The organism is Xanthomonas arboricola (assembly GCF_003353015.1).
Taxonomy (GTDB): Bacteria; Pseudomonadota; Gammaproteobacteria; order Xanthomonadales; family Xanthomonadaceae; genus Xanthomonas; species Xanthomonas arboricola_E.
The window spans coordinates 86,322-111,940 of record NZ_QREM01000010.1 but is presented as its reverse complement, the minus strand read 5'-3'; the positions used below and the strand labels follow the sequence as shown (position 1 = coordinate 111,940).

The following is a 25,619-nucleotide window of genomic DNA, read 5'->3' as shown; positions in this document are numbered from 1 at the left end:
CTGGCACTGGCAGCACCGGTATCACCCGCACCGGCAATCGCACTGGTGGAAGGGCACAGACGCGGGCGGGCTATACCCCACACGCAGCGTTCCCACGCAGATCGCCTGCGAGATTCAGCGCTTCGAAATTGATGCAGCACCGCGCTTCGACACGCATAAAAAAACGGGCCTTGCGGCCCGTTTTTCTTCGACGGAAACGTCGCCTGCGCGAGCGTGCTTAGAAGCGCGCGCCGACGCCGAAGCCGACGGTCCACGGATCCAGTTCCAGCTCGCTGCCGGTGCCCTGGCCGCCCACGCGCAGTTCCGGACGCGAACGCATGTAGCGGGCGTCGGCACGTGCGAACCAGGTGGAGTTGATGTTCATGTCCACGCCGACGGTGCCGATGACACCCTTGGCGGTGTCCAGGCCCACGTGCTGGCCGGTGGCCGACGCCGCGTCGATCTTCTCGTTGCTGAAGTTCGACTCGTAGTAGCCCACGCCCACGAACGGACGGAACACGTTGTCGGCCTGGCCGAAGTGGTACTGGCCGCTGATGGCGATTGGCTGCTGCTCGACGGTGCCGATCTTGCCCGCGCCATCGGCGTTGACGCGATGGTTGAACTTGTCGGCGGCGCCCCACAGCTCGACGGCCCAGTTGTCATTGATGTAGTAGCTGGCGCTCAGCGTCGGCGCCGGGCCGCCATCGACGTCCAGGCCCGGGGCCGGATCGTTCTTCGGCTTGATCAGGGCAACACCGCCGACCACTGCCCAATGCTTTCCGGAAGCGCTGTCGGCGCTGGTGGAAGCCGAGGAGGTGTCGCCGGTGTAGGTGGTGTCTTGTGCAAATGCCGACGGGGCAAACGCAAGTGCGGATACGGCAGCCAGGCTCAGGATGGAAATGGCACGCATTGGGGGTCTCCTCAGTGTTCTTGTTGGGCCCGTGGAGTGGGCCGCGCCAAAGCTATTCCTGAAAATATGAATCCACGCCCACCCGCGACTCGCTAAAATTTCGTTTGTTCAGCAAGTTTCCGGAGAAGGCCGTGGCTGCAATGGGCAAGCTGAAAAAGGCATTCACGCAGGTGCGACCGCTGTGACGAAAACCGAGGTGTTGCGGGGGCTTCCAGCGCACATTCCTAACGATTGCCGTGTCCTGGTGCTCGGCTCGATGCCCGGCAACGCCTCGTTGCAGGCGGCGATGTACTACGCCCATCCGCGCAACCGTTTCTGGCCGCTGATGCAGGCCTTGCTCGGCATCGATGCCCGGCTGGCGTATCCGGCCCGCCTGCAGGCACTGGCCGATCGCGGGGTAGGCCTGTGGGATGTGATCGGCCAGTGCGCGCGGCGCGGCAGCCTGGACACCGCCATCGTCGCCGGCAGCATCGTGGTCAACCCGCTGGCGGCGCGGCTGGCCACGCTGCCGCAGCTGCGCGCAGTGGCCTGCAACGGCACGGCTGCCGCGCAGACATGGCGCCGGCATGTGCAGCCGCGGCTGCCGGCCGCGCTGCAGGCAGTGCCGGTGTGGGCGTTGCCCTCCACCAGCCCGGCCAATGCGGCATGGTCGCTGCCACGGCTGTGCGAAGCCTGGCAGCCGCTGCGCGAGGCGCTGGCTGGGTCGGGTTGAGCGCGGACGACCGCGCCCGGTTGATCCAGTTCCAGCGGCAGACCCGCGAGGCGGTGCCGCTGGCGCAGGAGGTCGGGCGCGAAGCGGCCGTTATCGCCGCCACCGCGCCGGGCGAGGTGGCGGCCGGTGGCGGCCGCAGTCCCGAGGCCACGCGCGTGCAACCGGCGGCCGTGCGCGAAAAGATCGACGCCCGCCTGAAGCAGGGCTTCGGGAAAAGCCAGCTCACCTCGATCGATATCGATGACGACATCGGCGCACTGGTGGCCGAGCTGCTGCCGCAGCTGATCGGCGATGTCGTCGCCGGCGCGGTGCAGTCGGCACTGACCGGAAACGATCTGCAGCTGCGGTCGCTGGACGGGGTGGAAACGCGCATCGAGCGCCTGATCGAGCCGCAGGCGCGTGCACCGCGGCCACGCGCGCAGCAACTGTGCGCGCGGGTCGAGGCGCGCGACGGCCTGGACAATGCGCTGGCGTATCGTTTGCCCTCGGGCGAGCCATTGCAACTGTTGCGGGTCGATCGACACGCGTCGAAACGATCCGGCACCTGCGCCTGCGAACGCTGCGTCCCGCCCGATGCGCGACTTTTTCCACGGCAATGGTTGGCGCTGCGGGCCGCAGCCGGCCACAATAGGAGTTTCCCCATTCTGTTGCCGGAGTTCCCCGTATGGCCGAAATCAAGGAAGCACTTGTCCCCGATATCGGTGACTACAGCGATGTCCCGGTAATCGAGGTGCTGGTGTCGGTCGGCGATACGGTCAGCAAGGACCAGAGCCTGGTCACGCTGGAATCGGACAAGGCCACGATGGAAGTGCCCTCGTCGGTGTCCGGCGTGGTCAAGGAGATCAAGGTCAAGGTCGGCGATTCGCTGTCGCAGGGCGCGCTGGTGGCTCTGATCGAAGTGGCCGACGCCGGCGCCGAAACCGCCGCTGCACCTGCGCCGGCAGCCGCTCCCGCCGCCCCGGCCAAGGCCGCGCCTGCTGCCGCGCCGGCGCCCGCCGCCAAGGCCGAACCGGCTGCGCCTGCCGCGTCCTCGGACGGCGGCCTGGTCGAAGCCCGCGTGCCCGATATCGGCGATTACACCGACATCCCGGTGATCGAGGTGCTGGTCGCCGTCGGCGATACCGTCGCCAAGGACCAGAGTCTGGTCACGCTGGAATCGGACAAGGCCACGATGGAAGTGCCGTCCTCGGCCGCCGGCGTGGTCAAGGAACTCAAGGTCAAGGTGGGCGACACGCTCTCGCAGGGCAACGTGGTGGCGATCATCGCTGCCAGCGACGGCGGCGCCGGTGCGGCGCAGTCCCCGGCCAAGCCCAGCACCGACACCGCCGAAACCGCCGGCAAGGTCGAACCGGTCGCGGTGTCCGCGGTGCCGGACAAGCTGGCCCAGCGCGAGATCGCGCAGGTGCAGGGCGCACGCTCCAGCGAGGCCGCGCAGCCTGCGCAGGGCGGCCAGCCGTCGGCCGGGCAGCCGTCCAGCCCGCCGGTGACCTTCGACGCCGACAGCGTGCTGCCGTCCAAGGTGGCCTACGCCAGCCCGGTGGTGCGCGTGTTCGCGCGCGAGCTCGGCGTGGACCTGAACCAGCTCAAGGGCAGCGAGAAGGGTGGCCGCATCACCCGTGAGGACGTGCAGCGCTTCGTCAAGGCCGCACTCAGCGGCGGCGCGCCTGCCGCCGCCGGGGCCGCACCGGCCGGTGGCGGCAACGGCCTGAACCTGCTGGCCTGGCCGAAGGTGGACTTCAGCAAGTTCGGCGAGACCGAGACCCAGCCGCTGTCGCGCATCAAGAAGATTTCCGGTGCCAACCTGGCACGCAACTGGGCGATGATCCCGCATGTCACCCAGTTCGAATCGGCCGACATCACCGACCTGGAAGCGCTGCGCGTGGCACTGAACAAGGAAAACGAGAAGGCCGGCATCAAGCTGACCATGCTCGCCTTCCTGGTCAAGGCCAGCGCCGCGGCGTTGAAGAAGTTCCCCGAGTTCAACGCCTCGCTGGATGCGGCCGGCGAAAACCTGACGTTGAAGAAGTACATCAACATCGGCTTCGCCGCCGACACGCCGAACGGCCTGGTCGTGCCGGTGATCCGCGACGTCGACAAGAAGGGCGTGCTGCAGATCGCGCAGGAAAGCGGCGAGCTGGCCAAGAAGGCGCGCGACGGCAAGCTCGGCCCGGCCGACATGAGCGGCGGCTGCTTCTCGATCAGCTCGCTCGGCGGCATCGGTGGTACGGCGTTCACGCCGATCATCAATGCACCGGAAGTGGCCATCCTGGGCGTGTCCAAGTCGGCGATGCAGCCGGTGTGGAACGGCAAGGAGTTCGCGCCCAAGCTGCTGCTGCCGTTGTCGTTGAGCTACGACCACCGCGTCATCGACGGCGCGCTGGCCGCACGCTTCACCACCTACCTCAGCCAGGTGCTGGCCGACATGCGCCGCGTCCTGCTGTGAGAGCAGCGCTGCTGACGCTTGCCCTGCTGGGCGTGCTGCCGTGGACATCGGCGGCGGCACGCCCGTGCGAGAGCACGCTCGGGCGCGGCTGGCCGCCGGCGGTGGGCAACTACGGCACCGCGGTGACCACGCTGCTCGACGCCGGTACCAGGCCGAGCCTGGCGTTGCTGACGCTGCCTGCCCGCGGCGTGGAAAGCGGGGTGTCGCTGGTGCCGGGCAAGGATGGTGCCGACTGGACCCTGCGGCATAGCCGCGCCGACGAGCGCGTCTACAGCTGGGTCAGCCAGAGCGACCGTGGCAGCGTGCAGTTCCGCACCGCGCAGACCCCGGAAACGGTGGAGATCCCGATTCCGGCGGCGTTGGCCAAACGTCTGGTCAGTCACTGGACCGGCGCACTGACGCAACTGGCGCCGAGCGGTCGCAGCGCGCCGGTGAGCGAGGGCGAGGTGCTGTCGTTCCAGGTCGATGGCGTGCGTTACAGCGGCACCCGCCCGAGCTGCGGCGCCGGCGAGCTGCTGCTGCAGCAGGCCGCGTTGCTGATCGAAGCCAGCGAAGGCAGGCAAAACAAGCGCGACAAGCGCTGGACCCAAATCGAATCGTCGCTGGATGAACTCCAGCAGACGCTTGCCGGCACGGCCGGTTGAGCCACAGGAGAAGCAAATGGCGGTCATTGAAATCAAGGTTCCCGACATCGGCGATTACAGCGATGTCCCCGTCATCGAAGTGCTGGTCGCCGTCGGCGACAGCGTGGTCAAGGACCAGGGCCTGGTGACGCTGGAGTCGGACAAGGCCACGCTGGAAGTGCCGTCCTCGGCCGCCGGCGTGGTCAAGGAGCTCAAGGTCAAGGTGGGCGACACCCTGTCCGAAGGTGCGCTGGTGCTGCTGCTGGAAGCCGACGGCGAGGCCGCCGCGCCTGCCAAGGCCGACACCAAGGCCGCGCCTGCGGCTGCTGCACCGGCCGCTGCGCCCGGCAGCAAGCCGCCGGTGACGCCGTCGCATCGCGCCCCGGCCGAACCGGCGCCGTCCAAGCCGGCACTGGCCAGCGGCAAGCCGGCCGATATCGAATGCAAGATGGTGGTGCTCGGCGCTGGCCCCGGTGGCTACACCGCCGCGTTCCGCGCCGCCGACCTGGGCCTGGACACGGTGCTGATCGAGCGCTACGCCAGCCTGGGCGGGGTCTGCCTCAACGTCGGCTGCATCCCGTCCAAGGCGTTGCTGCATGCCGCCGCGGTGATCGACGAAGTGGCCCACGCCGGCGATTTCGGCGTGGACTTCGGCCAGCCCAAGATCACCCTGGACAAGCTGCGCGAGTACAAGGAAAAGGTGGTCGGCAAGCTCACCGGCGGCCTGGCCAGCATGGCCAAGCAGCGCAAGGTGCGCACCGTCACCGGCGTGGCGTCGTTCGTGTCGCCCAACGAGCTGGAGATCGTCGGCGACGACGGCAAGACCCAGTTGCTGCGCTTCGAGCACTGCATCATCGCCGCCGGCTCGCAGGCGGTGAAGCTGCCCAACTTCCCATGGGACGACAAGCGCGTGATGGACTCCACCGACGCGCTGGAACTGCACGACATCCCCAAGACCCTGCTGGTGGTCGGCGGCGGCATCATCGGCCTGGAAATGGCCACGGTGTACAGCGCGCTCGGCAGCAAGGTCACCGTGGTCGAGTTCATGGACCAGCTGATGCCCGGTGCCGACAAGGACCTGGTCAAGCCACTGGCCGATCGCCTGAAGAAGCAGGGCGTGGAAGTCCATCTCAAGACCAAGGCCACCGACGTCAAGGCCGACAAGAGCGGCATCACGGTGTCGTTCGAAGCCGCGAGCGAGGGCGACAAGCCCGGCCTGCAGGCCACCGCCTATGACCGCGTGCTGGTGGCCGTGGGCCGCTCGCCCAACGGCAAGAAGATCGGCGCGGACAAGGCCGGCGTTACCGTCACCGAGCGCGGCTTCATTCCGGTCGATCGGCAGATGCGCACCAACGTGCCGCATATCTTCGCCATCGGCGACATCGTCGGTAACCCGATGCTGGCGCACAAGGCCACCCACGAGGGCAAGCTGGCCGCCGAAGTGGCTGCCGGCGAGAAGAAGGAGTGGGTGGCGCGGGTGATTCCGTCGGTGGCCTACACCAACCCGGAAATCGCCTGGGTCGGCGTCACCGAAACCGAAGCCAAGGCCAAGGGCCTGAAGGTCGGCGTGGCCAAGTTCCCGTGGGCGGCCAGTGGCCGTGCGATCGGCATCGGCCGCACCGAGGGCTTCACCAAGCTGATCTTCGACGAAGACACCCATCGCATCGCAGGTGGCTGTCTCTTATACACATCNGATGTGTATAAGAGACAGCCCGAAGACATCGGCCACACCATCCACGCGCATCCGACCCTGAGCGAATCGGTCGGCATGGCCGCCGAGGTCTACGACGGCACCATCACCGACCTGTACATCCCGAAGAAGAAGTAAGCCGCGCGGATAGCATGCATGCCAACAACGCCCCGCCTTGCGCGGGGCGTTGTCGTTTCGGGTACGACTGCGCGCGCGCTGCTGTGAGCGGCCTGTGGCACCCAGACAAGCGATTGCCGCGCGTCGTTCGCATCTGATGACTTGCTTCGGTCGCGCAGCCGCTTCAGGACGCTGCACGTAAACCGGCAACGCCCTGGGCGAACCGCGATGCTGCATGCAGCGCGTGGTCGGCAGCGCTGGTGGCGGCATGCGTGGCAGCATGCTGGCTTGAACGGCAGCCCTGCGCCACCGCTTGCGCAGCCCGCACCACGCTTGCACCATCGGTGAGCGGACACGCCGTTCGCGACTCAGGGATGACCACGATGTTGAAGATGCGTTTGCCGGTGCTGCTTGCCGCTGCTGGCTGCCTGTGCGCCGCCCTGAGCGCGCACGCACAGACCACCGTCATCACTGCTGCGCGCTTGCTGGACGTGCAGGCCGGTCGCTATCTGGAGCGGCCACAGATCGAGGTGGTCGCTGGCCGTGTCACCCGCGTCGGCCGGCAAGGCGATCCGCTGCCGGCACAGGCGCAGCCCATCGATCTGGGCGAGCGCACCTTGCTGCCGGGCTTGATCGACATGCATGTGCATCTCACCGTGGATCCCACGCTGGGCGGCTACAAGGGCCTGGAATACACCGACAACTTCTGGACCGTGGTCGGGGTGGCCAATGCGGCCAGGACGTTGCGCGCAGGCTTTACCACGGTGCGCAATGTCGGCTCGCTCAACTACGACGACGTCGCGCTCAAGCAGGCAATCGAGCGCGGCACCGTGCCCGGCCCGCGCATCGTACCGGCCACTTACGGCATCGGCGCGACCGGCGGTCATTGCGATGCCACCGAATTTCCGCCGTCGGTACGCGTCAGCGGCCCCGGCGTTGCCGATGGTCCGGATGCGATCCGCGTCGCGGTGCGCACGCTGCGCAAGTACGGCGCAGAGGTGATCAAGTTCTGTGGCACCGGCGGCGTGCTGTCCAAGACCGACAGCGTCGGCGGGCAGCAGTACAGCCTGGAAGAAATGCGCGCGCTGGTCGATGAAGCGCATCGGCTGGGACTGAAGGTCGCCGTGCATGCGCATGGCACGTCCGGCATCAACGATGCGATCCGTGCCGGTGCCGACACCATCGAGCACGCCAGCCTGGCCGACGCCGAATCCTTCAAGCTGGCCAGGGCGCACGGCACCTGGTTTTCGATGGACATCTACAACGACGACTACATCCTGGCCGAGGGCGAAAAGAACGGCCTGTTCGCCGAGTCGTTGGAAAAGGAACGCCAGATCGGGCGCAAGCAGCGCGAAACCTTTCGTGCCGCCCACGCGGCCGGGGTCAAGCTGGTATTCGGCAGCGATGGCGGTGTCTATCCCAATGGCGACAACGCGCGCCAGTTCGCCAAGATGGTGGAGTGGGGGATGACCCCGCTGGAAGCGATCCGTGCCGCAACGACCGAAGCGGCCGAGGCCCTGGGGCGCACTGCCGATGTCGGTGCGATCGCGCCGGGCCGCTATGCGGATCTGATCGCGGTGAACGGCGACCCGCTGCAGGACGTCAACGTGTTGATGCAGGTGGACAGCGTGATCAAGGGCGGCGAGCGCGTGCTTGATTGAGGTGGCGCGCAGCTGCGTTCAACGACGCATCGCGACCTCGCATGACCGGCGTGCGCAGCAGGTCATGCCGCCGATCCGGCATGCGTGCCTGCAGCCACCTGCGCGTGCTGCCGCAGGGCGTGCGCGTACGCTCAGGCGCTATTGTTGCGGCTAGAACGACAACGCCCCGCACAGGGCGGGGCGTTGTCAATCACATGGCTGCCATGCAGATCAGAACGCGAGCGTCACGCCTGCAACCGGGCCCTTGAACTCCTGCTTCAGGCCGATCAGGCCGTCGCTGCCGCGCTGGTCGACATCGAGCTTGAACCAGTCGTAGCCGGCGAACAGGCCGAAGTTCTTGGTGAAGCGGTACTCGGCGATTGCGTTGGCGCGGCTCAGGTCGCCGTCGTAATCGTCGAAGTTGCCCCAGCTGGTGTTGAGGTACTGGCCCTGCACGTTGAACAGCCAATGCTCGCTCGGACGCGCGGTGAAACGGATACCGACCACCGGCGCAACGCCGTCGGCCTTCTCGTTCAGCACGTCGCCACTGAACACGCTGCCCAGATCGGCATAGGCGTTGGCTTCGACCTTGGCGTATTCGGCACCGAGCTGCAGGCCCAGGCTGAATTCCGGCGAGTCGACGACCGAGTAGTCATACACCAGGGTGGCGACCTGGTACTTCAGCTCGCCCTTGATGAAGCTGCCGGTCGGCACGGTGACGCCACCGCCGCTCAGATCCTGGGTCAGGGTCTCGCGGCGATCCTTGTCGTACTTGAAGTAATCGAAGATCAGGCGCTGGCGGGTGCTGATGCGGAACACGCCATCGATGCGCGGCTCCCACTCCTTGCCGCCGAGCTTGAAGTCTTCGTTGACCGACACGTTGTTGCCCGCCACCAGCGTGTTGCCACGGATGGTGTTGTCGTTGTCGACGTTCATCGCACCGAGACGGAGCTGGAAGCGGTCGTCGGTATCTTCGGCGTGCGCCGGCGCGGCATAGGCGGCAGCCAATACGCACGGGATGGCCAGTGCGAGGAGGTGTTTCATGGGGAGCTCCGGTTCTTGGAATGGTCAGGCGGTTGAGCCTGTGCCGCGCATCTTCGATAAGGCGGCGTCGTCCAAAAGTGAAGGAGCCGTCGCCTGGCCGTGAAGGCCGGGATAGCAATCGGACAAAACGGTCCGCTTTGCAGGGCATTCGACTTTGGTCGTAGGCGGCGCGATTCGGGCACCGGCTGCGAAGCGACGCGGCCGGTGTCGCAGCGGACTGCGCCGATTGGACCGCCGATGGGAAGGTCGCAGGGTGCGACAAAATGCGTAAAAAGCAGGAGCCCCGGTGCTCCGGGGCTCCCATACGCGGCCTGCGGCGGAACCTTTCGACGAGGATGTGCAGGCCTCGCCGATTATGACCGCCCGTTTGTGGCAAAGTTCCCACCCGCTGCGACACGCCTGTGTGGTGCGACGAAGCAATGGATGACCTCTGCCGGTTGTCTCGCAATTTGTCCCATTGCTATACTTTCGCGGCTCGACGAGGCGCATCTGCGCTTCCCACTCATTCACACGTAAGGTAACCGTAGTGCTGAACTCCGTTGACGCGGGTCGGCGGTTGATGCTGCGCGCTGCGGTATATCCGCTTGCCGCCGTAGCTATAACCAGTCTGGGGTTGCTGTTGGTCGGTCCCCGTTACTCTGCCGGTCTGGCACTGACCGGGTTTGCGACGGTGCTGGGCGGCTGGGTGGCGGCACGTACCGCGCTAGGTGGCGGTATCCAGGCAGCCGGCATTGCCATGGTCCGGCTGATCCTGGCGATGGTGTTGAAGTGGGTGTTGGTTTTCGTGGCGCTGGCGCTCGGCTTCGGCCTGTGGCGGCTGCCTCCTCTGGCCTTGCTGGCGGGTATCGCCATCGGGCTGATTTTTCAGGTTCTGGCTCTGGCCAGGCGTTGATTCGAACTTAAAGGGCTCCGGACACATGGCGGGCGAGGCAGCAACACCTACCTCCTATATCCAGCATCACTTGCAGAACCTGATCTATCCGGTTCGCGAGGGTGGCGGCACGTTTTGGACCATCCACGTCGACACCCTGGTCATGGCGGTGTTGATGGGCCTGGTCATGGTCCTGGCGTTCTGGACGGCGACCCGCAATGCCACCGCCGGCGTGCCGGGCAAGTGGCAGGCGTTCGTCGAGATCTGCCTGGAGTTCGTCGACCGCCAGGCCAAGGACACCTATCACGGCAGCAGCAAGCTGGTGACGCCGATCGCGATCACCATCTTCTTCTGGATCCTGTTGATGAACCTCATCAAGATGATCCCGGCCGATTTCATCGCCATCCCGCTGGGCTGGGCCGGTATCCACGCCTGGAAGCCGGTGCCGACCGCCGACGTCAATGCCACCCTGGGCATGTCGATCAGCGTGTTCTTCCTGATGATCGTGTTCTCGCTGCGCTCCAAGGGCGTGGGCGGCATGACCAAGGAATTCCTCACGGCGCCGTTCGGCAAGTGGATGATGCCGTTCAACCTGCTCTTGAACATCGTCGAGTGGCTGAGCAAGCCGATTTCGCTGGCGATGCGACTGTTCGGCAACATGTTCGGCGGCGAGATCGTCTTCCTGCTGATCTGGGTGCTGGGCGGTGCGGGCATCGCCGGCATGGTCGCTGGCGGCGTATTCGGCCTCGGCTGGATGCTGTTCCACCTGTTGGTGATTCCGCTGCAGGCCTTCATCTTCATGATGCTCTCGATCGTGTATCTGAGCCTTGCCGAAGACAGTCACTGAGTTTGCTGCACCCTTCATCCGCTTCATCCCGATTCATCCATCACCCTTAGAAACTTTCGTTCGGAGAACACCATGTACCTCGCCGTCCTGACCAACCTCGCTCAAGTCCAGAGCTCCACCGTCCTCGCCGTCGGCATCATGATCGGCCTGGCCGCGCTGGGTGCCGGCCTCGGTCTGGCCATCATGGCTGGCAAGTTCCTGGAATCTGCCGCGCGCCAGCCGGAACTGATCCCGGTGCTGCAGGTCCGCATGTTCATCACCGCCGGCCTGATCGACGCCGCGTTCATCATCAGCGTCGCTGTCGGCCTGCTGTTCGCCTTCGCCAACCCGCTGGCCCAGGTGTTCATCGAGCGTCTGTCGCAGGCTGCCGGCTGATCCAGCGGTAGCAGGATGTAGAGGCAACCGCGTGCGGTTGCCCCTGCGGATGAAGGTCGGAAAGCGTCGCCCTGCGGTGGCGCTTTCACCCCTAAACAGCGATTGAGCGACCCATGGATATCACCCTTACCATCTTTGCCCAGGCGCTGGCCTTCGCCGGTCTGATCTGGATCGTGGCGACCAAGATCTGGCCGCCGCTGCTGCAGGCGATCGAAGAACGTCAGCAAAAGATCGCTGAAGGCCTGGCCGCGGCCGATCGCAGCCAGAAGGATCTGGCGCAGGCGCAGGAAAAGGTCAACGAAGCACTGAAGGACGCACGCACCAAGGCCAACGAGATCATCGATCAGGCCCACGCGCGCGCCAACCAGATCATCGAAGCGGCCAAGCACGAGGCAATTGCCGAAGCCAACCGTCAGAAGGATCTGGCGCAGACCGAGATCGACGCGTCCGCCACGCGTGCCCGCGAGGAACTGCGCAAGCAGGTGTCCGTGCTGGCCGTCAGCGGTGCCGAGAAGCTGCTCAAGCGCGAAATCGATGCCAACGCCCACAAGGCGCTGCTCGACGAGCTGGCGGCGGAGATTTAATCGATGAGTCAGGCCCTCACACTCGCCCGTCCGTACGGCCGCGCCGCGTTTGCGATCGCGCGTGAGGGCGGCAACTTCGCGCCCTGGTCCGATGCGCTGGCGTTTTCGGCGCAGGTGGCCGGCGACCCGCGCGTGGCCGCGCTGCTGCTGAACCCGGCCCTGCGCCAGGATCAGGCAGTGACGTTGCTGGCACCGCCGCAGGCGAGCGAAGACTATCTGCGTTTCCTCGGCCTGCTGGCCGACGCGCAGCGGCTGTCGCTGCTGCCGGAAGTGGCGGGACTGTACGAACAACTGCGGGCCGAGGCCGAACATGTCGTCAAGGCGACGGTGACCTCGGCGGCTGCAATGAGCCAGGCGGAACTGGACACGATCGCTGCTGCGCTGAAGAAGCGTTTCGGCCGCGAGGTGGACATCACCACCGCGGTGGACGCCTCGTTGATCGGCGGCGCGGTGATCGACACCGGCGACGTGGTCATCGACGGCTCGCTGAAGGGCAAGCTTGCGCGTCTGCAAAGCTCGCTCGCCCACTGAATTCACATAAACGCATGGCCCTCGCGGCCGGCACCTAGGACTGAACGATGGCAACCACGCTCAACCCCTCCGAAATCAGCGACCTGATCAAGACCCGCATCGAGGCGGTCAAGCTGTCCGCAGAGTCGCGCAACGAAGGCTCCGTGACCAGCGTGTCCGACGGCATCGTGCGCATCTTCGGCCTGGCCGACGTGATGCAGGGCGAAATGATCGAACTGCCGAACAACACCTTCGCCCTGGCGCTGAACCTGGAGCGCGATTCGGTCGGCGCCGTGGTGCTGGGCGATTACGAGAACCTGCGCGAAGGCGACGTGGCCAAGACCACCGGCCGCATCCTGGAAGTGCCGGTCGGTCCGGAGCTGCTCGGTCGCGTGGTCAACGCGCTGGGCGAGCCGATCGATGGCAAGGGCCCGCTGGGCGCCACCCAGACCGCACCGGTGGAGCGTGTGGCGCCCGGCGTGATCTGGCGCAAGTCGGTCGACCAGCCGGTGCAGACCGGTTACAAGTCGGTCGATGCGATGATCCCGATCGGCCGCGGCCAGCGCGAGCTGGTCATCGGCGACCGCCAGACCGGCAAGACCGCGCTGGCGATCGATGCGGTGATCAACCAGAAGGGCACCGGCATCAAGTGCGTGTACGTGGCGATCGGCCAGAAGGCCTCGACCGTTGCCAACATCGTGCGCAAGCTCGAAGAGAACGGCGCGCTGGCGCACACCGTGGTGGTGGCTGCGACTGCGTCCGAATCGGCCGCGATGCAGTACATCAGCCCGTATGCCGGCTGCACCATGGGCGAATACTTCATGGACCGCGGCGAAGACGCGCTGATCGTGTACGACGACCTGTCCAAGCAGGCCGTGGCCTACCGCCAGATCTCGCTGCTGCTCAAGCGCCCGCCGGGTCGCGAAGCCTATCCGGGCGACGTGTTCTACCTGCACTCCCGCCTGCTCGAACGCGCTGCGCGCGTGTCCGAGGAGTACGTGGAGAAGTTCACCAACGGTGCGGTGACCGGCAAGACCGGTTCGCTGACCGCGCTGCCGATCATCGAAACGCAGGCCGGCGACGTGTCCGCGTTCGTGCCGACCAACGTGATCTCGATCACCGACGGCCAGATCTTCCTGGAAACCGACCTGTTCAACGCCGGCATTCGCCCGGCCGTGAACGCCGGCATCTCGGTGTCGCGCGTCGGTGGTGCGGCCCAGACCAAGATCATCAAGAAGCTGTCCGGCGGCATCCGTATCTCGCTGGCGCAGTACCGCGAGCTGGCGGCGTTCGCGCAGTTCGCCTCGGACCTGGACGAAGCCACCCGCAAGCAGCTCGAGCGCGGTCAGCGCGTCACCGAGCTGATGAAGCAGAAGCAGTACGCGCCGATGTCCATCGCCAACCAGGCGCTGTCGATCTACGCCGTCAACGAGGGTTACCTCGACGAAGTGCCGGTCAACAAGCTGCTGGCGTTCGAAGAAGGCCTGCACGCGCACTTCGCCAACACCCAGGGTGAGCTGATCTCCAAGATCAACAGCACCGGCGGCTGGGACAACGACATCGAAGCTGCCTTCAAGAAGGGCATCGAAGAGTTCAAGACCACGGGCAGCTGGTAAATCCAGCTGCGGGAATCGGGAATAGAGAATAGGGAATCGTCAAAGCGGGTTGGCTGCGCCAATTCCCGACTCACGATTCCCCATTCCCACTAAGCGAGCGAAGCGAGCGAGTATGGCAGGCGGACGCGAAATCAAAACCAAGATCAAGAGCGTGCAGAACACCCGCAAGGTGACGCGCGCGCTCGAAATGGTCTCGGCCTCCAAGATCCGCAAGGCGCAGGACCGCATGAAGACCTCGCGTCCGTACGCGCAGGCGATGAAGCAGGTGATCGGGCATCTGGCGCAGGCCAGCACCGACTACCAGCATCCGTTCCTGGTCGAACGCGAGCAGGTCAAGCGGGTCGGTTACATCGTGATCTCTTCCGACCGCGGCCTGGCCGGCGGTCTGAACAACAACCTGTTCCGCAAGATGCTGGGCGACGTACGCCCGTGGCAGGAGCAGGGCGCCGAGATCGACGTGGTGACCATCGGCCAGAAGGCGTCCGCCTTCTTCCGTCGCGTCAAGGTCAACATGGTCGGCAGCGTGACCCACCTGGGCGACAGCCCGCAGGTCGAGCAGCTGATCGGCGTGATCAAGGTGATGATCGATGCCTTCATCGAAGGCCGGGTGGACCGCGTGTACCTGGTCTACAACCGCTTCGTGAACACGATGACGCAGAAGGCCAGCTTCGATCAGCTGCTGCCGCTGCCGGCCGCCGAGCACAAGGTGGCCCATCACGATTGGGATTACCTGTACGAACCCGATGCCGCGACCGTGCTGGAGCACGTGATGACGCGTTACATCGAGTCGCTGGTGTACCAGGCCGTGCTGGAAAACGTGGCCTCCGAACACGCCGCGCGCATGGTGGCGATGAAGGCCGCCAGCGACAACGCCAACAAGATGATCGGCACCTTGCAACTGGTCTACAACAAGGCGCGCCAGGCGGCGATCACCCAGGAAATTTCGGAAATCGTCAGCGGCGCGGCCGCTGTGTAAGAGCAGCCGGGATTGGGGATTCGGGATTGATAGGAGCGCAGCGGACTGCGCCCTTGCGAATCCCCAATCACGAATCCCAAATCACAAAATTCAACGAGATGGCATCTGCCACTCGGACAAAGCATAGCTAACCGGAGCAGCAAAATGAGTCAGGGCAAGATCGTTCAGATCATCGGCGCGGTCGTCGACGTCGAATTTCCGCGCAATGAAGTGCCGAAGGTCTATCACGCGTTGAAGGTCGAAGGCACCGAAATCACCCTGGAAGTGCAGCAGCAGCTCGGCGACGGCGTCGTGCGCACCATTGCGCTCGGCTCCACCGACGGCCTGAAGCGCAACCTGCTGGCCACCAACACCGAGCGCGCGATTTCGGTGCCGGTCGGCGCCGGTACGCTGGGCCGCATCATGGACGTGCTGGGTCGTCCGATCGACGAAGCTGGCGAGGTGCAGGCATCGGACCACTGGGAAATCCATCGCACTGCGCCGTCGTACGAAGACCAGTCCTCCAGCACCGAGCTGCTGGAAACCGGCATCAAGGTCATCGACCTGATGTGCCCGTTCGCCAAGGGCGGCAAGGTCGGCCTGTTCGGCGGCGCCGGCGTCGGCAAGACCGTCAACATGATGGAACTGATCAACAACATCGCCAAGGCGCACTCGGGTCTGTCCGTGTTCGCCGGCGTGGGCGAGCGTACCCGCGAGGGCAACGACTTCTACCACGAGATGAAAGACTCCAACGTGCTGGACAAGGTCGCGATGGTGTACGGCCAGATGAACGAGCCGCCGGGCAACCGTCTGCGCGTGGCGCTGACCGGCCTGACCATGGCCGAGTACTTCCGCGACGAGAAGGACGCCAACGGCAAGGGCAAGGACGTGCTGCTGTTCGTCGACAACATCTACCGCTACACGCTGGCCGGTACCGAAGTGTCCGCGCTGCTCGGCCGCATGCCGTCGGCAGTGGGCTACCAGCCGACCCTGGCCGAGGAAATGGGCGTGTTGCAGGAACGCATCACCTCGACCAAGAGCGGTTCGATCACCTCGATCCAGGCCGTGTACGTGCCCGCGGACGACCTGACCGACCCGTCGCCGGCGACCACCTTCGCCCACCTGGATTCCACCGTCACGCTGAGCCGTAACATCGCCTCGCTGGGTATCTACCCGGCGGTGGATCCGCTGGATTCCACCAGCCGCCAGATGGACCCGCTGGTGATCGGCCACGAGCATTACGACACCGCCCAGCGCGTCCAGCAGACCTTGCAGAAGTACAAGGAACTGAAGGACATCATCGCGATCCTGGGCATGGACGAGCTGAGCGAAGAAGACAAGCAGTCGGTGTCGCGCGCACGCAAGATCGAGCGCTTCTTCAGCCAGCCCTTCCACGTGGCCGAAGTGTTCACCGGCTCGCCGGGCAAGTACGTCTCGCTGAAGGACACCATCCGCGGCTTCAAGGCGATCTGCGACGGCGAGTACGACCACCTGCCGGAGCAGGCGTTCTACATGGTCGGCAGCATCGAAGAAGCCGTCGAGAAAGCCAACAAGATGAGCGCCAAGGCGTAACAGCCGGGATTTGGCATTCGGGATTCGGGATTTGGTACGGCGGTGAGCGGGGTGCGGAGACGAGGTGAGTGGCCACAGTGAAAGCTGCGGTTGCCAATCCCGAATCCCCAATCCCCAATTCCCGCCTCACAACGTGAGGCACCATGAGCACTATCCGTTGCGACATCGTCAGCGCCGAGAAGGAAATCTTCCACGGCGAGGCGACGCTGGTCGTGGCCACCGGCGAGCTGGGTGAGCTGGGCATCGCGCCCAAGCACGCACCGCTGATCACGCGCCTGAAGCCGGGCAAGGTGGTGGTCACCACCGCCAGCGGCGAACAGCTGGACTTCGCCATTTCCGGCGGCATCCTGGAAGTGCAGCCGCAGGTGGTGACCGTGCTGGTCGACACCGCGGTGCGCGCGCAGGACATCGACGAAGCTGCCGTGCGCAAGGTCAAGGAAGAGGCCGAGCGTCTGCTGGCCAACCGTGGCGACACCGTGGACGTGGCCGACGCGCAGCGTCGGCTGGCCGAGGCCACCGTGCAGCTGCAGGCACTGGAACGCCTGCGTCGCACCCTCAAGCACTAAGCAGGCGGGCTTGCACCCGTCTGCTCGCAAACGCGATACCCGCTGCAGCGCCGCACCCGGCAGTGGAATGAAAACGCCGACCCTCGTGTCGGCGTTTTCGTTTCTGGCGCTGCGCATGCGTGGGGCGGCTTGCAGGCTCGCGACCGGCAGGCACACTGCATGGCTTGCGCCATGCCGCTGGCAGCCGGTGGCGTCGCATCTCACTTCCGTACGTCGAGGAACACCGATGACCCGCACGATCGATGGTTTGCGTGGTTATGCGCTCAGCGGCCTGCTGGCCGTGGCGCTGCTGGGATGTGCGCTGCCGGCACGCAGCCAGCCGCCGCTGGATCCGCTGCTGGATCGCATCGTGCAGCGCAACGCCATTGGCGATGCGGTGGCGCTGAGCAAGTGGGACAGCGGCAAGCCGGTGCTGGACCAGACCCGCGAGGCGGCGGTGCTGCAGCGCGTGCGTGAGCAGGCGCCTGCGCACGGGCTGGATGCCGACGATGCGGCGCGCTTCTTCGCTGCGCAGATCGAGGCCAACAAGGCCGTGCAGTACGCACTGCTGAACCACTGGCACGAACGTGGGCGCGCGCCGGACACGGCGCGTCCGGATCTGGCGAGCCTGCGCACGCGTCTGGATCAGCTGCAGGGCGAATTGCTGGACGCGCTGGCCGATGTCGCGCCGGCACGTGCAGCGTCGCAATGCCCGGCCACTACCGCGCGTGCCGCCGCCCGCTACGCGGCGCAGTGGCAGCTGGATGCGCTGCATCGCGCCGCACTGGTGCGCAGCCTGGGCGATTTCTGCCGCTGAGCCCCGCACCACCCGCACTTCAGCACCGACTGTCGCTCCAGGAAGGGGAGGCCTTACCGAGCAAGCGATCAGCGATGCATTGGCTGATCTGCACATGGTGGCGGCATAGATCGCGTTTTCTTCAGCCGACAGCAGCAGCGCCTTCGATCATTGCGCCGGCGTCACTGTGCTCGCTAGCGATACACGACGTGCCGGCCCAGGAAAAACGACACGATCGCCAGGCCGCCTTCCACCAGCGGTTTGGCCAGCCAGGCCTGACGCAGGCCGACCAGGTCCACCGTTGCCGACAACAGCCAGGTGCTGATGAGGGTCAGTGCCAGCCACATCAGCGCAAAGCGGCGGAAGCGCGACCAGCCCAGGCGTGCATCGCCTTCCTGGGCGAAGGTGTAGCGGCCGTTGAGCCAGAAGCCCAGCACGGCGCCACTGATCCGTCCCAGCAGGTTGGCAGGTATCGCCGGCATGCCGGCCGCGGTGGCGGCGATGAAGATGCCGCAATCCACCGCCAGCTGCAGCGCGCCAATGAGCATGAATTGGCTGCCTTGGCGGAACAGACTCATGCAGGCCGGGCCATCGTGGAAGGGCGCCCATGCTAACGGCAGCGGCGCTCGAAAAGTGTAATCCGCGCGTGTGCTGCAGGCAGGTCACGACGCAGCGCCGGGACAGCGACTAGAATTTGGTTCTCCCACGTTCCGGAACCCTTCGATGACCCTGCCCTTGCACGTCGTGATCCTGGCCGCGGGCGAGGGCAAGCGCATGCGCTCGTCCCTGCCCAAGGTGCTGCAGCCACTGGCGGGCCAGCCGATGCTGGCACATGTGATCGCCACCGCGCGGCAGCTGCAGCCGGCAGCGATCCATGTGGTGCACGGGCATGGCGGCGAGCAGGTGCAGGCGGCGTTCGCCGCGCAGGGCGACCTGCTCTGGGCCGAGCAACGCCAGCAACTGGGCACCGGGCATGCGGTGCAACAGGCGATGGATGCGATTCCGGATGCGGCCACGGTGCTGGTGCTGTACGGCGATGTGCCGCTGATCCAGTGCCAGGACCTGCTGCAGCTGCTGCACGCACCCGGGCGCATGGCGGTGCTGGTGGCCGATGTGCCCAATCCCACCGGCTACGGCCGCATCCTGCGCGATGCCGAAGGCAAGGTCGCCGCGATCGTCGAGCAGAAGGACGCCAACGACGAGCAGCGCCGCATCCGCACCATCAACACCGGCATCCTCACGGCCGAGTCCACGGCGCTGCGCCGTTGGCTCGCCGGTCTGTCCAACGAGAATGCACAGGGCGAGTTCTATCTCACCGACGTGTTCGCCAGCGCCGCTGCCGATTTCACTCCGGCCGACATGGTGCATGTGGCCGATGCGCAGGACGTGGAAGGCGCCAACGACCCCTGGCAGCTGGCGCAGCTGGAGCGCGCCTGGCAGCTGCGTGCGGCGCGTGCGCTCTGCCTGCAGGGCGTGCGCATGGCCGACCCGGCGCGCGTGGAGCAGCGCGGCTCGGTGACGGTAGGCAGCGACGTGCAGCTGGACATCGATGTGGTCCTGGAGGGCAATGTGATACTGGGCGATGGCGTGGTGATCGGTCCTTTCGTGCGCTTGCGCGATGTGAGGCTGGGCGCCGGCACGCAGGTCCGCGCGCATTGCGACCTGGAAGGCGTGGTGACCGAAGGCGCGGTGCAGATCGGCCCGTTCGCGCGGCTGCGTCCTGGCACCGTGCTGGCCGATGGCGTGCATATCGGCAACTTCGTCGAGACCAAGAAGGTCACGATGGGCGTGGGCAGCAAGGCCAACCACCTGACCTACCTGGGCGATGCGGTGATCGGCAGCAAGGTCAACATCGGCGCCGGCACCATCACCTGCAACTACGATGGAGTGAACAAGTCGCAGACCAGCATCGGCGACGGCGCCTTCGTCGGCTCCAACAGCGCACTGGTGGCACCGATCGAGATCGGCGCCATGGCCACGATTGGCGCCGGCTCGGTGATCACCCGCGATGCGCCGGCCGGCCAGCTCAGCGTCACGCGTGCGCGCCAGACCGTGGTCGAAGGCTGGGAACGCCCGAGCAAGAAGTAGCTTGCCTGCAGGCGTGCGGCCTGGCTGCACGTCGCTGCAAGGGGCGGGCCGCCGCTGTGCAGCGGTGCCGTGCACAGGCCCCGCCCGCCACGACCGATCACGAGGTGCACGATGCAAACGCCACGGTGCGCGCTGCGGGTGACATTACTGCTGACATGGGCGGCCCTGCTACCCATGTCGGCCCATGCGCAGACCTACCGGCTGTACCTGGCGCCGGACGGCAACGATGCGGCGGCGGGCACCAGTGCAGCGACTGCGTTGCGGACACTGGCGGCCGCCCAGCAACGGTTGCTGGAGCAGCGGCCCGGTGGCGCGGTGGACGTGGTGATTGCCGCTGGCACGTATCTGCAGCAGTCGGTGCACTGGACCTTCACCAACGGGGCACCCATCCGCTTCATCGCAGCGCCCGATGCAGCCGCGCCACCGTGGTTCGACGGACGCGGCGGTGCGACCTGGTTCACCCTGAAGGGCGGCGGCGATGCCGCCACCCGGCTGAGCTTCGCCGGCTTGAAGGTCAGCGATTACTGGATGGCGATGGACCTGGGCAGCAGCAAGCGCAGCGCGGACGGCAACAGCGGCAACGTCATCCGCAACATGACCTTCGAGCGGATCGGTGGCATCCATGGCAGCAGCAGCGAGGCCGCCTATTCGTTCGCGGCAATCCGCCTGCAGAACTCGCGCGACAACCGCATCGAACGCAATCGCTTCGTGTCGATCGAAAACGACACCCCGACCTCGGGATTCGTGCACGCGATCTACCTGGCGCGCCACTCCTCCGGCAACCGCATCGAAGGCAATACCTTCACCGACGTCAACGGCGATGCGGTGCGTACCCGCGATGCCTCCGACAACACCTACGTGGCGTCCAACCGTTTTGTCCGGGCCGGCAAGTCCGCGGCGTTTTCGGACTGGATCAAGCCCAAGGGCGAATGTCCTTCGCAAGGCGGGCAGTTCCTCGACAATACCGTGGGGGTTGGCTACTACGGCACGATTGCCGCTACCGGCACCACGGGTGCGGACGATACCTGCGGTGCATTGAAAAAACCACGAATCGAAGAGCGCGGGACCTTGCGCGGCGGCTGAACGCGGTGATCAGGGCGACTGCCCGGCACGCAAGGTGGGCGATGCCGGCACGCTTGCCGAAGCAATGAGGTGGAAGCCTGTCGCTGCGCTTTATCGGCGTGTGCGCTGGCAATCGTGCCTGCCTGCCTGTCTGCCTGTCTGCCGGCCTGCCGAGCGATCGCCTGTCAGTGATTGCGCGCAGACGTTCCCGGGACCGGCGTGCTGAAAACCTGCTGCGAACTAGCCAGCCGCCGCGGGCAGCAGCAAGGTGACGCACAAGCCGCCGTGTTCGCGGTTATGCAGCGAGATGCGCCCGCCGTGCGCTTCGGCGATCTCGCGGGTGAGCGCAAGCCCGAGCCCGGTGCCATTGCGCTTGGTCGAGTAGAACGGCATCAGTGCGTTATGCAGCACGGCCTCGTTCATGCCGTTGCCGCGGTCCAGCACTTCGATCCGCAGCCATTGCGGCACGCGCGTGACGCGCACGGCGACATCGCTGTTGGGCGGCTGCGCCTCGCTGCAGGCTTCGTGCGCGTTCTTGAGCAGGTTGAGCAAGGCCTGCTCGATCTGCGCGGCATCGATGCGGCTGGAGACATCGCTCAGGGCGCCTTGCAGCTGGAACGGAATCTGCTGCCGCAAACGCTCCAGGAACGGCGCCCAGTCGATGGTCTGCAACTGCGGCTGCGGCAGCTTGGCAAACCGCGCGTAGCCGCGGATGAAGCCTTCCAGATGACGGGCGCGTTCCTCGATGGTTTCGAACACCGTGCCCAGCCGGTCGGTGCGTTGGCGGCGCAGCAACTCGGCGCCGGAATGTGCCAGCGAGGCGATCGGCGCCAGCGAGTTGTTCAACTCGTGGCTGATCACGCGGATGACCTTCTTCCAGGTCTGCACTTCCTGGCGCCGCAATTCGGTGGTCAAGGTGCGGATCAGCAACAGCTCGTGGCCGCGTCCATTGAGATGGAAACTGCGGCGTGACAGGTGATAGATCTGCTCGTCGTCTTCGTCATCGCCGTCCTCGCGCACCGCAAACAGGCAATCGCCGCCGCGTGCCAGCGCATCGCGCAGTTCGCCGGGCATGCGCGCGAGCACGTCGTCCAGGTGCTGGCCTTCGAGCTTGCGGCCTTCATGCAACAGCTTGCGTGCGGCGTTGTTGGAGAAGCCGATGCGGCGCACCCCATCGCCGCCGGCCACCACCAGCAGCATCGCCACCGGGGTGTTCTGCAACATGGTGTCGAGCATCAGTTCGCGCTGCACCAGATTGCGCCGTTGCGCGCGCAGCACCTCGCCCAGTTCCGCATGCGCCTGCACCAGTTGCGCCAGTTCGTCGCTGCCGCGCCAGTACACGCCGAAGTTGTATTCGCCATCGCGGTAGCTGCTGGTGGTGCCGGCCAGGGCGCGGAACAGCGAGCGCATCGGTGCAGTGGCGCGTTGCAGGCTCCACCACATCGTCGCCAGCAGCACGATGGCCGAGATCACTGCCACTTCCCAGCCGCGATCCAGCCAGTACGCGGTGAACCAGGGCAGCGCGGCGGCCAGCACCAGCACCGGCAGCAGGCGCAGGAACAGCGACAAGGTGAAGGAGCGTGGCTGCCACATGCTCAGGCTTACTCCTGGCTGATGCCGTAGCGGTCCATGCGCCGGTACAGCGCCTGCCGGCTCAGCCCCAGCTCGGCAGCGGCCTGGGCGATGACGCCCTGCGCGCGCGCCAGTGCCTGCTCGATCCGGGCGCGATCCGGTTCGCCGGCGGTCGGCGCGGCCGGGCGCGCTGCGGCCGCGCGCGGCAGGTTCAGATCGCCGGCTTCGATGCGCGCACCTTGCGCGAGCAGGGACGCACGTTGCAGCACGTTGCGCAGCTCGCGCACGTTGCCGGGCCAGGCATGCCGCTGCAAGGCATCGCGCGCCTGCGTGGACAAGGGTTTTTCGCCGGCCAGGAAGTGCTCGGCCAACGGGCCGATATCGCCGGGGCGTTCGGCCAGGGCCGGCAAGGCGATTTCCACGGTGTTGAGGCGGTAGTACAGATCTTCGCGGAAGCTGCCATCGCGGATCATCGCCGGCAGATCGGCATTGGTGGCGCTGATCACGCGCACCTTGGCGTGGCGTTCGCGGTTGGAACCCAGGCGTTCATAGCGGCCGGTTTCCAGTACGCGCAGCAGTTTCATCTGCCCGGCCAGCGGCAGGTTGCCGATCTCGTCCAGAAACAGCGTGCCGCCATCGGCGGCTTCGAACTTGCCTTCGCGCGCCTTGTTGGCGCCGGTATAGGCGCCGGCTTCGGCGCCGAACAGCTCGGCTTCGATCAGCTCGCCCGGCAATGCGCCGCAATTGAGCGCAATGAAGGGGCCGTGCCTGGCAGGCGAGTTGGCCTGGATGATCTCGGCGATCTTCTCCTTTCCGCTGCCGTTGGGGCCGGTGATCAGCACCGGCAGGTCCGAACGTGCGACCTGGCAGGCGAGCGCGATCGCGCGTTCGCTGGCCGGGTCGGCGAACACCGCCCCGCGCAGATCGTAACGCTGGGTCAGTTGCTCACGGCCGCGCCGCTCGCGCGCGCGCCGACGTTCCAGCTCGCGGCGCGCTTCGGACAGCTCCAGCAGGTTGTTGACCGTGGTCAGCAGCTTGGTGTCGTCCCAGGGTTTGGCGATGTAGTCGGCTGCACCGGCCTTGACCAGGCCCACCGCACTGCCCAGGTGGGTCCAGGCGGTGAGCAGGATCACCGGCAGATCCGGGTGGCGCTGACGGATCTGGGTGAACAACGCGTCGCCTTCCTCGCCGGAGGTGGTGTCGGCGGTGAAGTTCATGTCCTGGATCACCAGGTCGAACACCTGCTCGTCCAGCAGCGCCAACCCGGCCTGCGGCGACTGTGCGTGCCGCGCGTCGATGTCGTGCAAGGAAAACAGCACCTCCAGCGCAGTGGCCACGGCGGTGTTGTCGTCGATGATCAAAATCTGTGGCATCGCGATACTCGATGATGGCGCGGGCGAGAGTGGCTATCAGAACAGGATTCGGTGCGCGGCGGAACTGCGCTGCGCGTCGCGCATGAATGCCTGGTGCACGCGCATGGCCGACCTGGCTGCTAGCGGTGTCTTCGGGCGATGCTGCGAATGCGGCAATGGCACCGGTACCCCGGACAGGCTGTGTGACGGCATCCGCGCTGCCGGACTCAGGTATTGGCGGCGCGTGCCGTGCTGCTGCCTGCCGGTGGGAAAACGGCGGTGCTGCATGCCTCGGCGGTGGAGTCAACGAGGCATACGCGTCACTGACTCAGGTCAAGGACCAACCTTGATATGTGCTGCCGGGGCAGCCCGCAGCCGCGCATATCGCATTGACCCATCACGCAATCTGGCCCAACGCCAGCGGCAGATCCGGCACAGCGTCGGCTGCATTGCCCGGCGCTGTGCCGCCCACCTCACGCGCTGCGCGTGGCCACTGCCGGCGGCACCAGCGCGGCGCGCCGGGCGGGCCAGAACACGGCGATCTGGCCGAGTGCCCATAACAACAGCGCGCCGATCGGCAGATAGACCAATGGAAGGCGTGGCAATTCGTAGCGGGCCATCAGCCAGATATTGATCGAGTAAGCCAGCAGCATGCCGAGCACGATGCCGATCGAGGCCAGCAGGAAGTTCTCGATCTGGAAGTAGCGCAGGATCTGGCCGCGCGTGGCGCCCAGTGCGCGGCGAATGCCGATCTGCTTGGTACGCTGCTGCACCCAGAAGCTGGCCAGGCCGACGATCCCGAGCGCGGTGACGATCAGCAGTGCGATGCTCATGGTGACCAGTAGCCAGGCCATCGAGCGATCCTGCCGATAGAAATTTCGACGCATCTGCTCGAAGACTCTTGGTCGCTCGATGATGCGACTTGCACTGTTCTTCTCCAGTGCTGCCACTGCCTGACGCAGGACCTCGTCACGGCGCGCCGGATCGGTGCGTAGCAGGTAGCGGCCGCCGTCCTTGTAGGTCGTCTTGACCGGGGTCAGCATCGAATCGTCGTAAACGGCTGCGCCACCATAGTTGTTGACACGCGCCAGATGCTCCACGATGCCGACGATCTTGATGGGCGTGGCGTCGCGGTAGATCGATTTCCCCAATGCGGATTGGCCCGGGAACAGCTTGTCGGCCGCGCTTTTGGTCAGGATGGCGCTTGGGATGACGGCCGTCTTGTCATCCGACCAGGTGAATTCGCCTTCCGTGAAACGGCGTCCCTGTATCAATGTCAGGCCCATCGTGTCCAGGGTCTGACTGTCGCCGGTGTAGTCGTTGACGTCGATCGTGGAGTTTTTCTGGTCAGGCGTCAGTTTGAGGCCGCTGACCCACATGCTGTCACCATAAGGAATCTGGCTGACGCTGGAGGCATATTTGACGCCGGGAATACGACGTAGCGCAGCCAGGTCCGTATCGGTGAGTGCACGTGCGTTTTCGTCGCGGCCGATACCGCTGATGGTGAGCGTCACCAGTTCAGTTTCTGCCAGACCGCTGGGGCGTTGTGTGCGTTCCAGGCGATCGCCGATCAGGAACAAGGCGTTGGAGATGATGGCGCAACTGAGTGCCACCTCGAGCACGATCAGGGCAGCAGCCGTCTTGTGGCGCCGCAGCGTGGACAGAATGGGGCGGATTTCCATGGACAATTCCTTGAGGGGCTGGCGAACGGTGCAA

23 protein-coding genes and 1 pseudogene are annotated in these 25,619 nt (G+C 65.9%); 18 read left to right on the top strand and 6 right to left on the bottom strand.

Going from position 1 to position 25,619, the window contains the following annotated elements; all coding sequences use genetic code 11:
- Positions 1-217 precede the first annotated feature (217 nt).
- On the bottom strand, positions 218-889 hold the full coding sequence (locus tag C0541_RS17880) for an OmpW/AlkL family protein (RefSeq protein ID WP_115050636.1): 672 nt from the start codon (positions 887-889) through the stop codon (positions 218-220).
- A gap of 160 nt (positions 890-1,049) precedes the next feature.
- On the opposite strand from C0541_RS17880, the gene C0541_RS17875 reads away from it, so the two are divergent.
- The 6 genes and pseudogenes from C0541_RS17875 to C0541_RS17850 all read left to right on the top strand — a co-directional run bounded on the left by C0541_RS17875 (position 1,050) and on the right by C0541_RS17850 (position 8,135).
- Entirely contained in the window at positions 1,050-1,601 is a 552-nt protein-coding gene (locus tag C0541_RS17875) for a DNA-deoxyinosine glycosylase (protein ID WP_238601375.1), read from the top strand.
- A pseudogene (locus C0541_RS17870) lies at positions 1,589-2,134 on the top strand (DUF2884 family protein); the annotation flags it as partial. The gene C0541_RS17875 and the pseudogene C0541_RS17870, both read left to right, overlap by 13 nt.
- Before the next feature lie 131 nt (positions 2,135-2,265).
- Positions 2,266-4,044 (top strand): dihydrolipoyllysine-residue acetyltransferase, encoded by a 1,779-nt coding sequence (locus tag C0541_RS17865; RefSeq protein ID WP_115050632.1) that lies wholly within the window; start codon positions 2,266-2,268, stop codon positions 4,042-4,044.
- Positions 4,041-4,688 carry a hypothetical protein gene (locus C0541_RS17860; protein WP_115050630.1) on the top strand — a complete coding sequence of 216 codons (648 nt, stop codon included), beginning with the start codon at positions 4,041-4,043 and terminating at the stop codon, positions 4,686-4,688. Before C0541_RS17865 ends, C0541_RS17860 begins: the two co-directional genes overlap by 4 nt.
- A gap of 16 nt (positions 4,689-4,704) precedes the next feature.
- On the top strand, positions 4,705-6,495 hold the full coding sequence (gene lpdA / locus C0541_RS17855; RefSeq protein ID WP_115050628.1) for a dihydrolipoyl dehydrogenase: 1,791 nt from the start codon (positions 4,705-4,707) through the stop codon (positions 6,493-6,495).
- A 362-nt stretch (positions 6,496-6,857) separates the two neighbouring features.
- Positions 6,858-8,135, top strand: a complete 1,278-nt coding sequence (locus C0541_RS17850; RefSeq protein WP_161960146.1) for a metal-dependent hydrolase family protein — start codon at positions 6,858-6,860, stop codon at positions 8,133-8,135.
- A 210-nt stretch (positions 8,136-8,345) separates the two neighbouring features.
- Here the strand turns inward: C0541_RS17850 and C0541_RS17845 are convergent, their stop codons facing one another.
- The gene (locus tag C0541_RS17845) at positions 8,346-9,158 is read right to left on the bottom strand and encodes a hypothetical protein (protein ID WP_161960145.1); all 813 of its coding nucleotides are present in this window, start codon (positions 9,156-9,158) and stop codon (positions 8,346-8,348) included.
- Positions 9,159-9,684: 526 nt separating this feature from the next.
- On the opposite strand from C0541_RS17845, the gene C0541_RS17840 reads away from it, so the two are divergent.
- The 10 genes from C0541_RS17840 (at position 9,685) to C0541_RS17795 (ending at position 17,850) form a co-directional block, all read left to right on the top strand.
- Positions 9,685-10,050, top strand: a complete 366-nt coding sequence (locus C0541_RS17840) for a hypothetical protein (protein WP_016901016.1) — start codon at positions 9,685-9,687, stop codon at positions 10,048-10,050.
- A gap of 25 nt (positions 10,051-10,075) precedes the next feature.
- Complete coding sequence (gene atpB / locus C0541_RS17835) at positions 10,076-10,876, top strand: F0F1 ATP synthase subunit A (protein WP_039421795.1); 801 nt, start codon at positions 10,076-10,078, stop codon at positions 10,874-10,876.
- A 72-nt stretch (positions 10,877-10,948) separates the two neighbouring features.
- A complete protein-coding gene (gene atpE, locus C0541_RS17830; protein ID WP_002814105.1) occupies positions 10,949-11,251 on the top strand; it encodes a F0F1 ATP synthase subunit C in 303 nt (100 codons plus the stop codon).
- A 113-nt stretch (positions 11,252-11,364) separates the two neighbouring features.
- Positions 11,365-11,835 (top strand): F0F1 ATP synthase subunit B, encoded by a 471-nt coding sequence (locus tag C0541_RS17825; RefSeq protein ID WP_016901014.1) that lies wholly within the window; start codon positions 11,365-11,367, stop codon positions 11,833-11,835.
- A 3-nt stretch (positions 11,836-11,838) separates the two neighbouring features.
- A complete protein-coding gene (locus tag C0541_RS17820) occupies positions 11,839-12,366 on the top strand; it encodes a F0F1 ATP synthase subunit delta (protein ID WP_115050627.1) in 528 nt (175 codons plus the stop codon).
- Positions 12,367-12,413: 47 nt separating this feature from the next.
- Positions 12,414-13,961, top strand: a complete 1,548-nt coding sequence (gene atpA / locus C0541_RS17815; RefSeq protein WP_115050625.1) for a F0F1 ATP synthase subunit alpha — start codon at positions 12,414-12,416, stop codon at positions 13,959-13,961.
- Positions 13,962-14,073: 112 nt separating this feature from the next.
- Positions 14,074-14,937, top strand: a complete 864-nt coding sequence (atpG, locus tag C0541_RS17810; RefSeq protein WP_115050623.1) for a F0F1 ATP synthase subunit gamma — start codon at positions 14,074-14,076, stop codon at positions 14,935-14,937.
- Positions 14,938-15,081: 144 nt separating this feature from the next.
- Positions 15,082-16,488 carry a F0F1 ATP synthase subunit beta gene (atpD, locus tag C0541_RS17805; protein WP_115050621.1) on the top strand — a complete coding sequence of 469 codons (1,407 nt, stop codon included), beginning with the start codon at positions 15,082-15,084 and terminating at the stop codon, positions 16,486-16,488.
- 143 nt (positions 16,489-16,631) lie between these two features.
- Positions 16,632-17,054 carry a F0F1 ATP synthase subunit epsilon gene (locus tag C0541_RS17800; protein ID WP_102596686.1) on the top strand — a complete coding sequence of 141 codons (423 nt, stop codon included), beginning with the start codon at positions 16,632-16,634 and terminating at the stop codon, positions 17,052-17,054.
- 226 nt (positions 17,055-17,280) lie between these two features.
- Positions 17,281-17,850: a chorismate mutase gene (locus C0541_RS17795; RefSeq protein WP_115050619.1), complete on the top strand. Its 570-nt coding sequence runs from the start codon at positions 17,281-17,283 to the stop codon at positions 17,848-17,850.
- Positions 17,851-18,023: 173 nt separating this feature from the next.
- Here the strand turns inward: C0541_RS17795 and C0541_RS17790 are convergent, their stop codons facing one another.
- Positions 18,024-18,407, bottom strand: coding sequence for a GtrA family protein (locus C0541_RS17790; protein WP_115050617.1), 384 nt, complete (start codon positions 18,405-18,407; stop codon positions 18,024-18,026).
- A 145-nt stretch (positions 18,408-18,552) separates the two neighbouring features.
- Between C0541_RS17790 and glmU the strand changes: the two genes are divergently transcribed.
- On the top strand, positions 18,553-19,917 hold the full coding sequence (gene glmU / locus C0541_RS17785; protein WP_115050615.1) for a bifunctional UDP-N-acetylglucosamine diphosphorylase/glucosamine-1-phosphate N-acetyltransferase GlmU: 1,365 nt from the start codon (positions 18,553-18,555) through the stop codon (positions 19,915-19,917).
- Between the two features lie 111 nt (positions 19,918-20,028).
- Complete coding sequence (locus tag C0541_RS17780) at positions 20,029-21,000, top strand: NosD domain-containing protein (protein WP_115050613.1); 972 nt, start codon at positions 20,029-20,031, stop codon at positions 20,998-21,000.
- Between the two features lie 219 nt (positions 21,001-21,219).
- Here C0541_RS17780 and C0541_RS17775 read toward each other — a convergent pair whose 3' ends face one another.
- From C0541_RS17775 to C0541_RS17765, 3 genes are all read right to left on the bottom strand, one after another.
- Positions 21,220-22,572: a sensor histidine kinase gene (locus tag C0541_RS17775; protein ID WP_115050611.1), complete on the bottom strand. Its 1,353-nt coding sequence runs from the start codon at positions 22,570-22,572 to the stop codon at positions 21,220-21,222.
- A gap of 8 nt (positions 22,573-22,580) precedes the next feature.
- Positions 22,581-23,924, bottom strand: a complete 1,344-nt coding sequence (locus tag C0541_RS17770; RefSeq protein WP_115050609.1) for a sigma-54-dependent transcriptional regulator — start codon at positions 23,922-23,924, stop codon at positions 22,581-22,583.
- 452 nt (positions 23,925-24,376) lie between these two features.
- Positions 24,377-25,585 carry an ABC transporter permease gene (locus tag C0541_RS17765; protein WP_115050607.1) on the bottom strand — a complete coding sequence of 403 codons (1,209 nt, stop codon included), beginning with the start codon at positions 25,583-25,585 and terminating at the stop codon, positions 24,377-24,379.
- Positions 25,586-25,619 lie beyond the last annotated feature (34 nt).

Coding starts and splice junctions, on each gene's coding strand:
- C0541_RS17880 (WP_115050636.1), bottom strand. CDS start 889: ATGCGTGCCATTTCCATCCTGAGCCTGGCTGCCGTATCCGCACTTGCG.
- C0541_RS17865 (WP_115050632.1), top strand. CDS start 2,266: ATGGCCGAAATCAAGGAAGCACTTGTCCCCGATATCGGTGACTACAGC.
- C0541_RS17850 (WP_161960146.1), top strand. CDS start 6,858: ATGTTGAAGATGCGTTTGCCGGTGCTGCTTGCCGCTGCTGGCTGCCTG.
- C0541_RS17845 (WP_161960145.1), bottom strand. CDS start 9,158: ATGAAACACCTCCTCGCACTGGCCATCCCGTGCGTATTGGCTGCCGCC.
- atpB (WP_039421795.1), top strand. CDS start 10,076: ATGGCGGGCGAGGCAGCAACACCTACCTCCTATATCCAGCATCACTTG.
- atpE (WP_002814105.1), top strand. CDS start 10,949: ATGTACCTCGCCGTCCTGACCAACCTCGCTCAAGTCCAGAGCTCCACC.
- C0541_RS17825 (WP_016901014.1), top strand. CDS start 11,365: ATGGATATCACCCTTACCATCTTTGCCCAGGCGCTGGCCTTCGCCGGT.
- C0541_RS17820 (WP_115050627.1), top strand. CDS start 11,839: ATGAGTCAGGCCCTCACACTCGCCCGTCCGTACGGCCGCGCCGCGTTT.
- atpA (WP_115050625.1), top strand. CDS start 12,414: ATGGCAACCACGCTCAACCCCTCCGAAATCAGCGACCTGATCAAGACC.
- atpG (WP_115050623.1), top strand. CDS start 14,074: ATGGCAGGCGGACGCGAAATCAAAACCAAGATCAAGAGCGTGCAGAAC.
- atpD (WP_115050621.1), top strand. CDS start 15,082: ATGAGTCAGGGCAAGATCGTTCAGATCATCGGCGCGGTCGTCGACGTC.
- C0541_RS17800 (WP_102596686.1), top strand. CDS start 16,632: ATGAGCACTATCCGTTGCGACATCGTCAGCGCCGAGAAGGAAATCTTC.
- C0541_RS17795 (WP_115050619.1), top strand. CDS start 17,281: ATGACCCGCACGATCGATGGTTTGCGTGGTTATGCGCTCAGCGGCCTG.
- C0541_RS17790 (WP_115050617.1), bottom strand. CDS start 18,407: ATGAGTCTGTTCCGCCAAGGCAGCCAATTCATGCTCATTGGCGCGCTG.
- glmU (WP_115050615.1), top strand. CDS start 18,553: ATGACCCTGCCCTTGCACGTCGTGATCCTGGCCGCGGGCGAGGGCAAG.
- C0541_RS17780 (WP_115050613.1), top strand. CDS start 20,029: ATGCAAACGCCACGGTGCGCGCTGCGGGTGACATTACTGCTGACATGG.
- C0541_RS17775 (WP_115050611.1), bottom strand. CDS start 22,572: ATGTGGCAGCCACGCTCCTTCACCTTGTCGCTGTTCCTGCGCCTGCTG.
- C0541_RS17770 (WP_115050609.1), bottom strand. CDS start 23,924: ATGCCACAGATTTTGATCATCGACGACAACACCGCCGTGGCCACTGCG.
- C0541_RS17765 (WP_115050607.1), bottom strand. CDS start 25,585: ATGGAAATCCGCCCCATTCTGTCCACGCTGCGGCGCCACAAGACGGCT.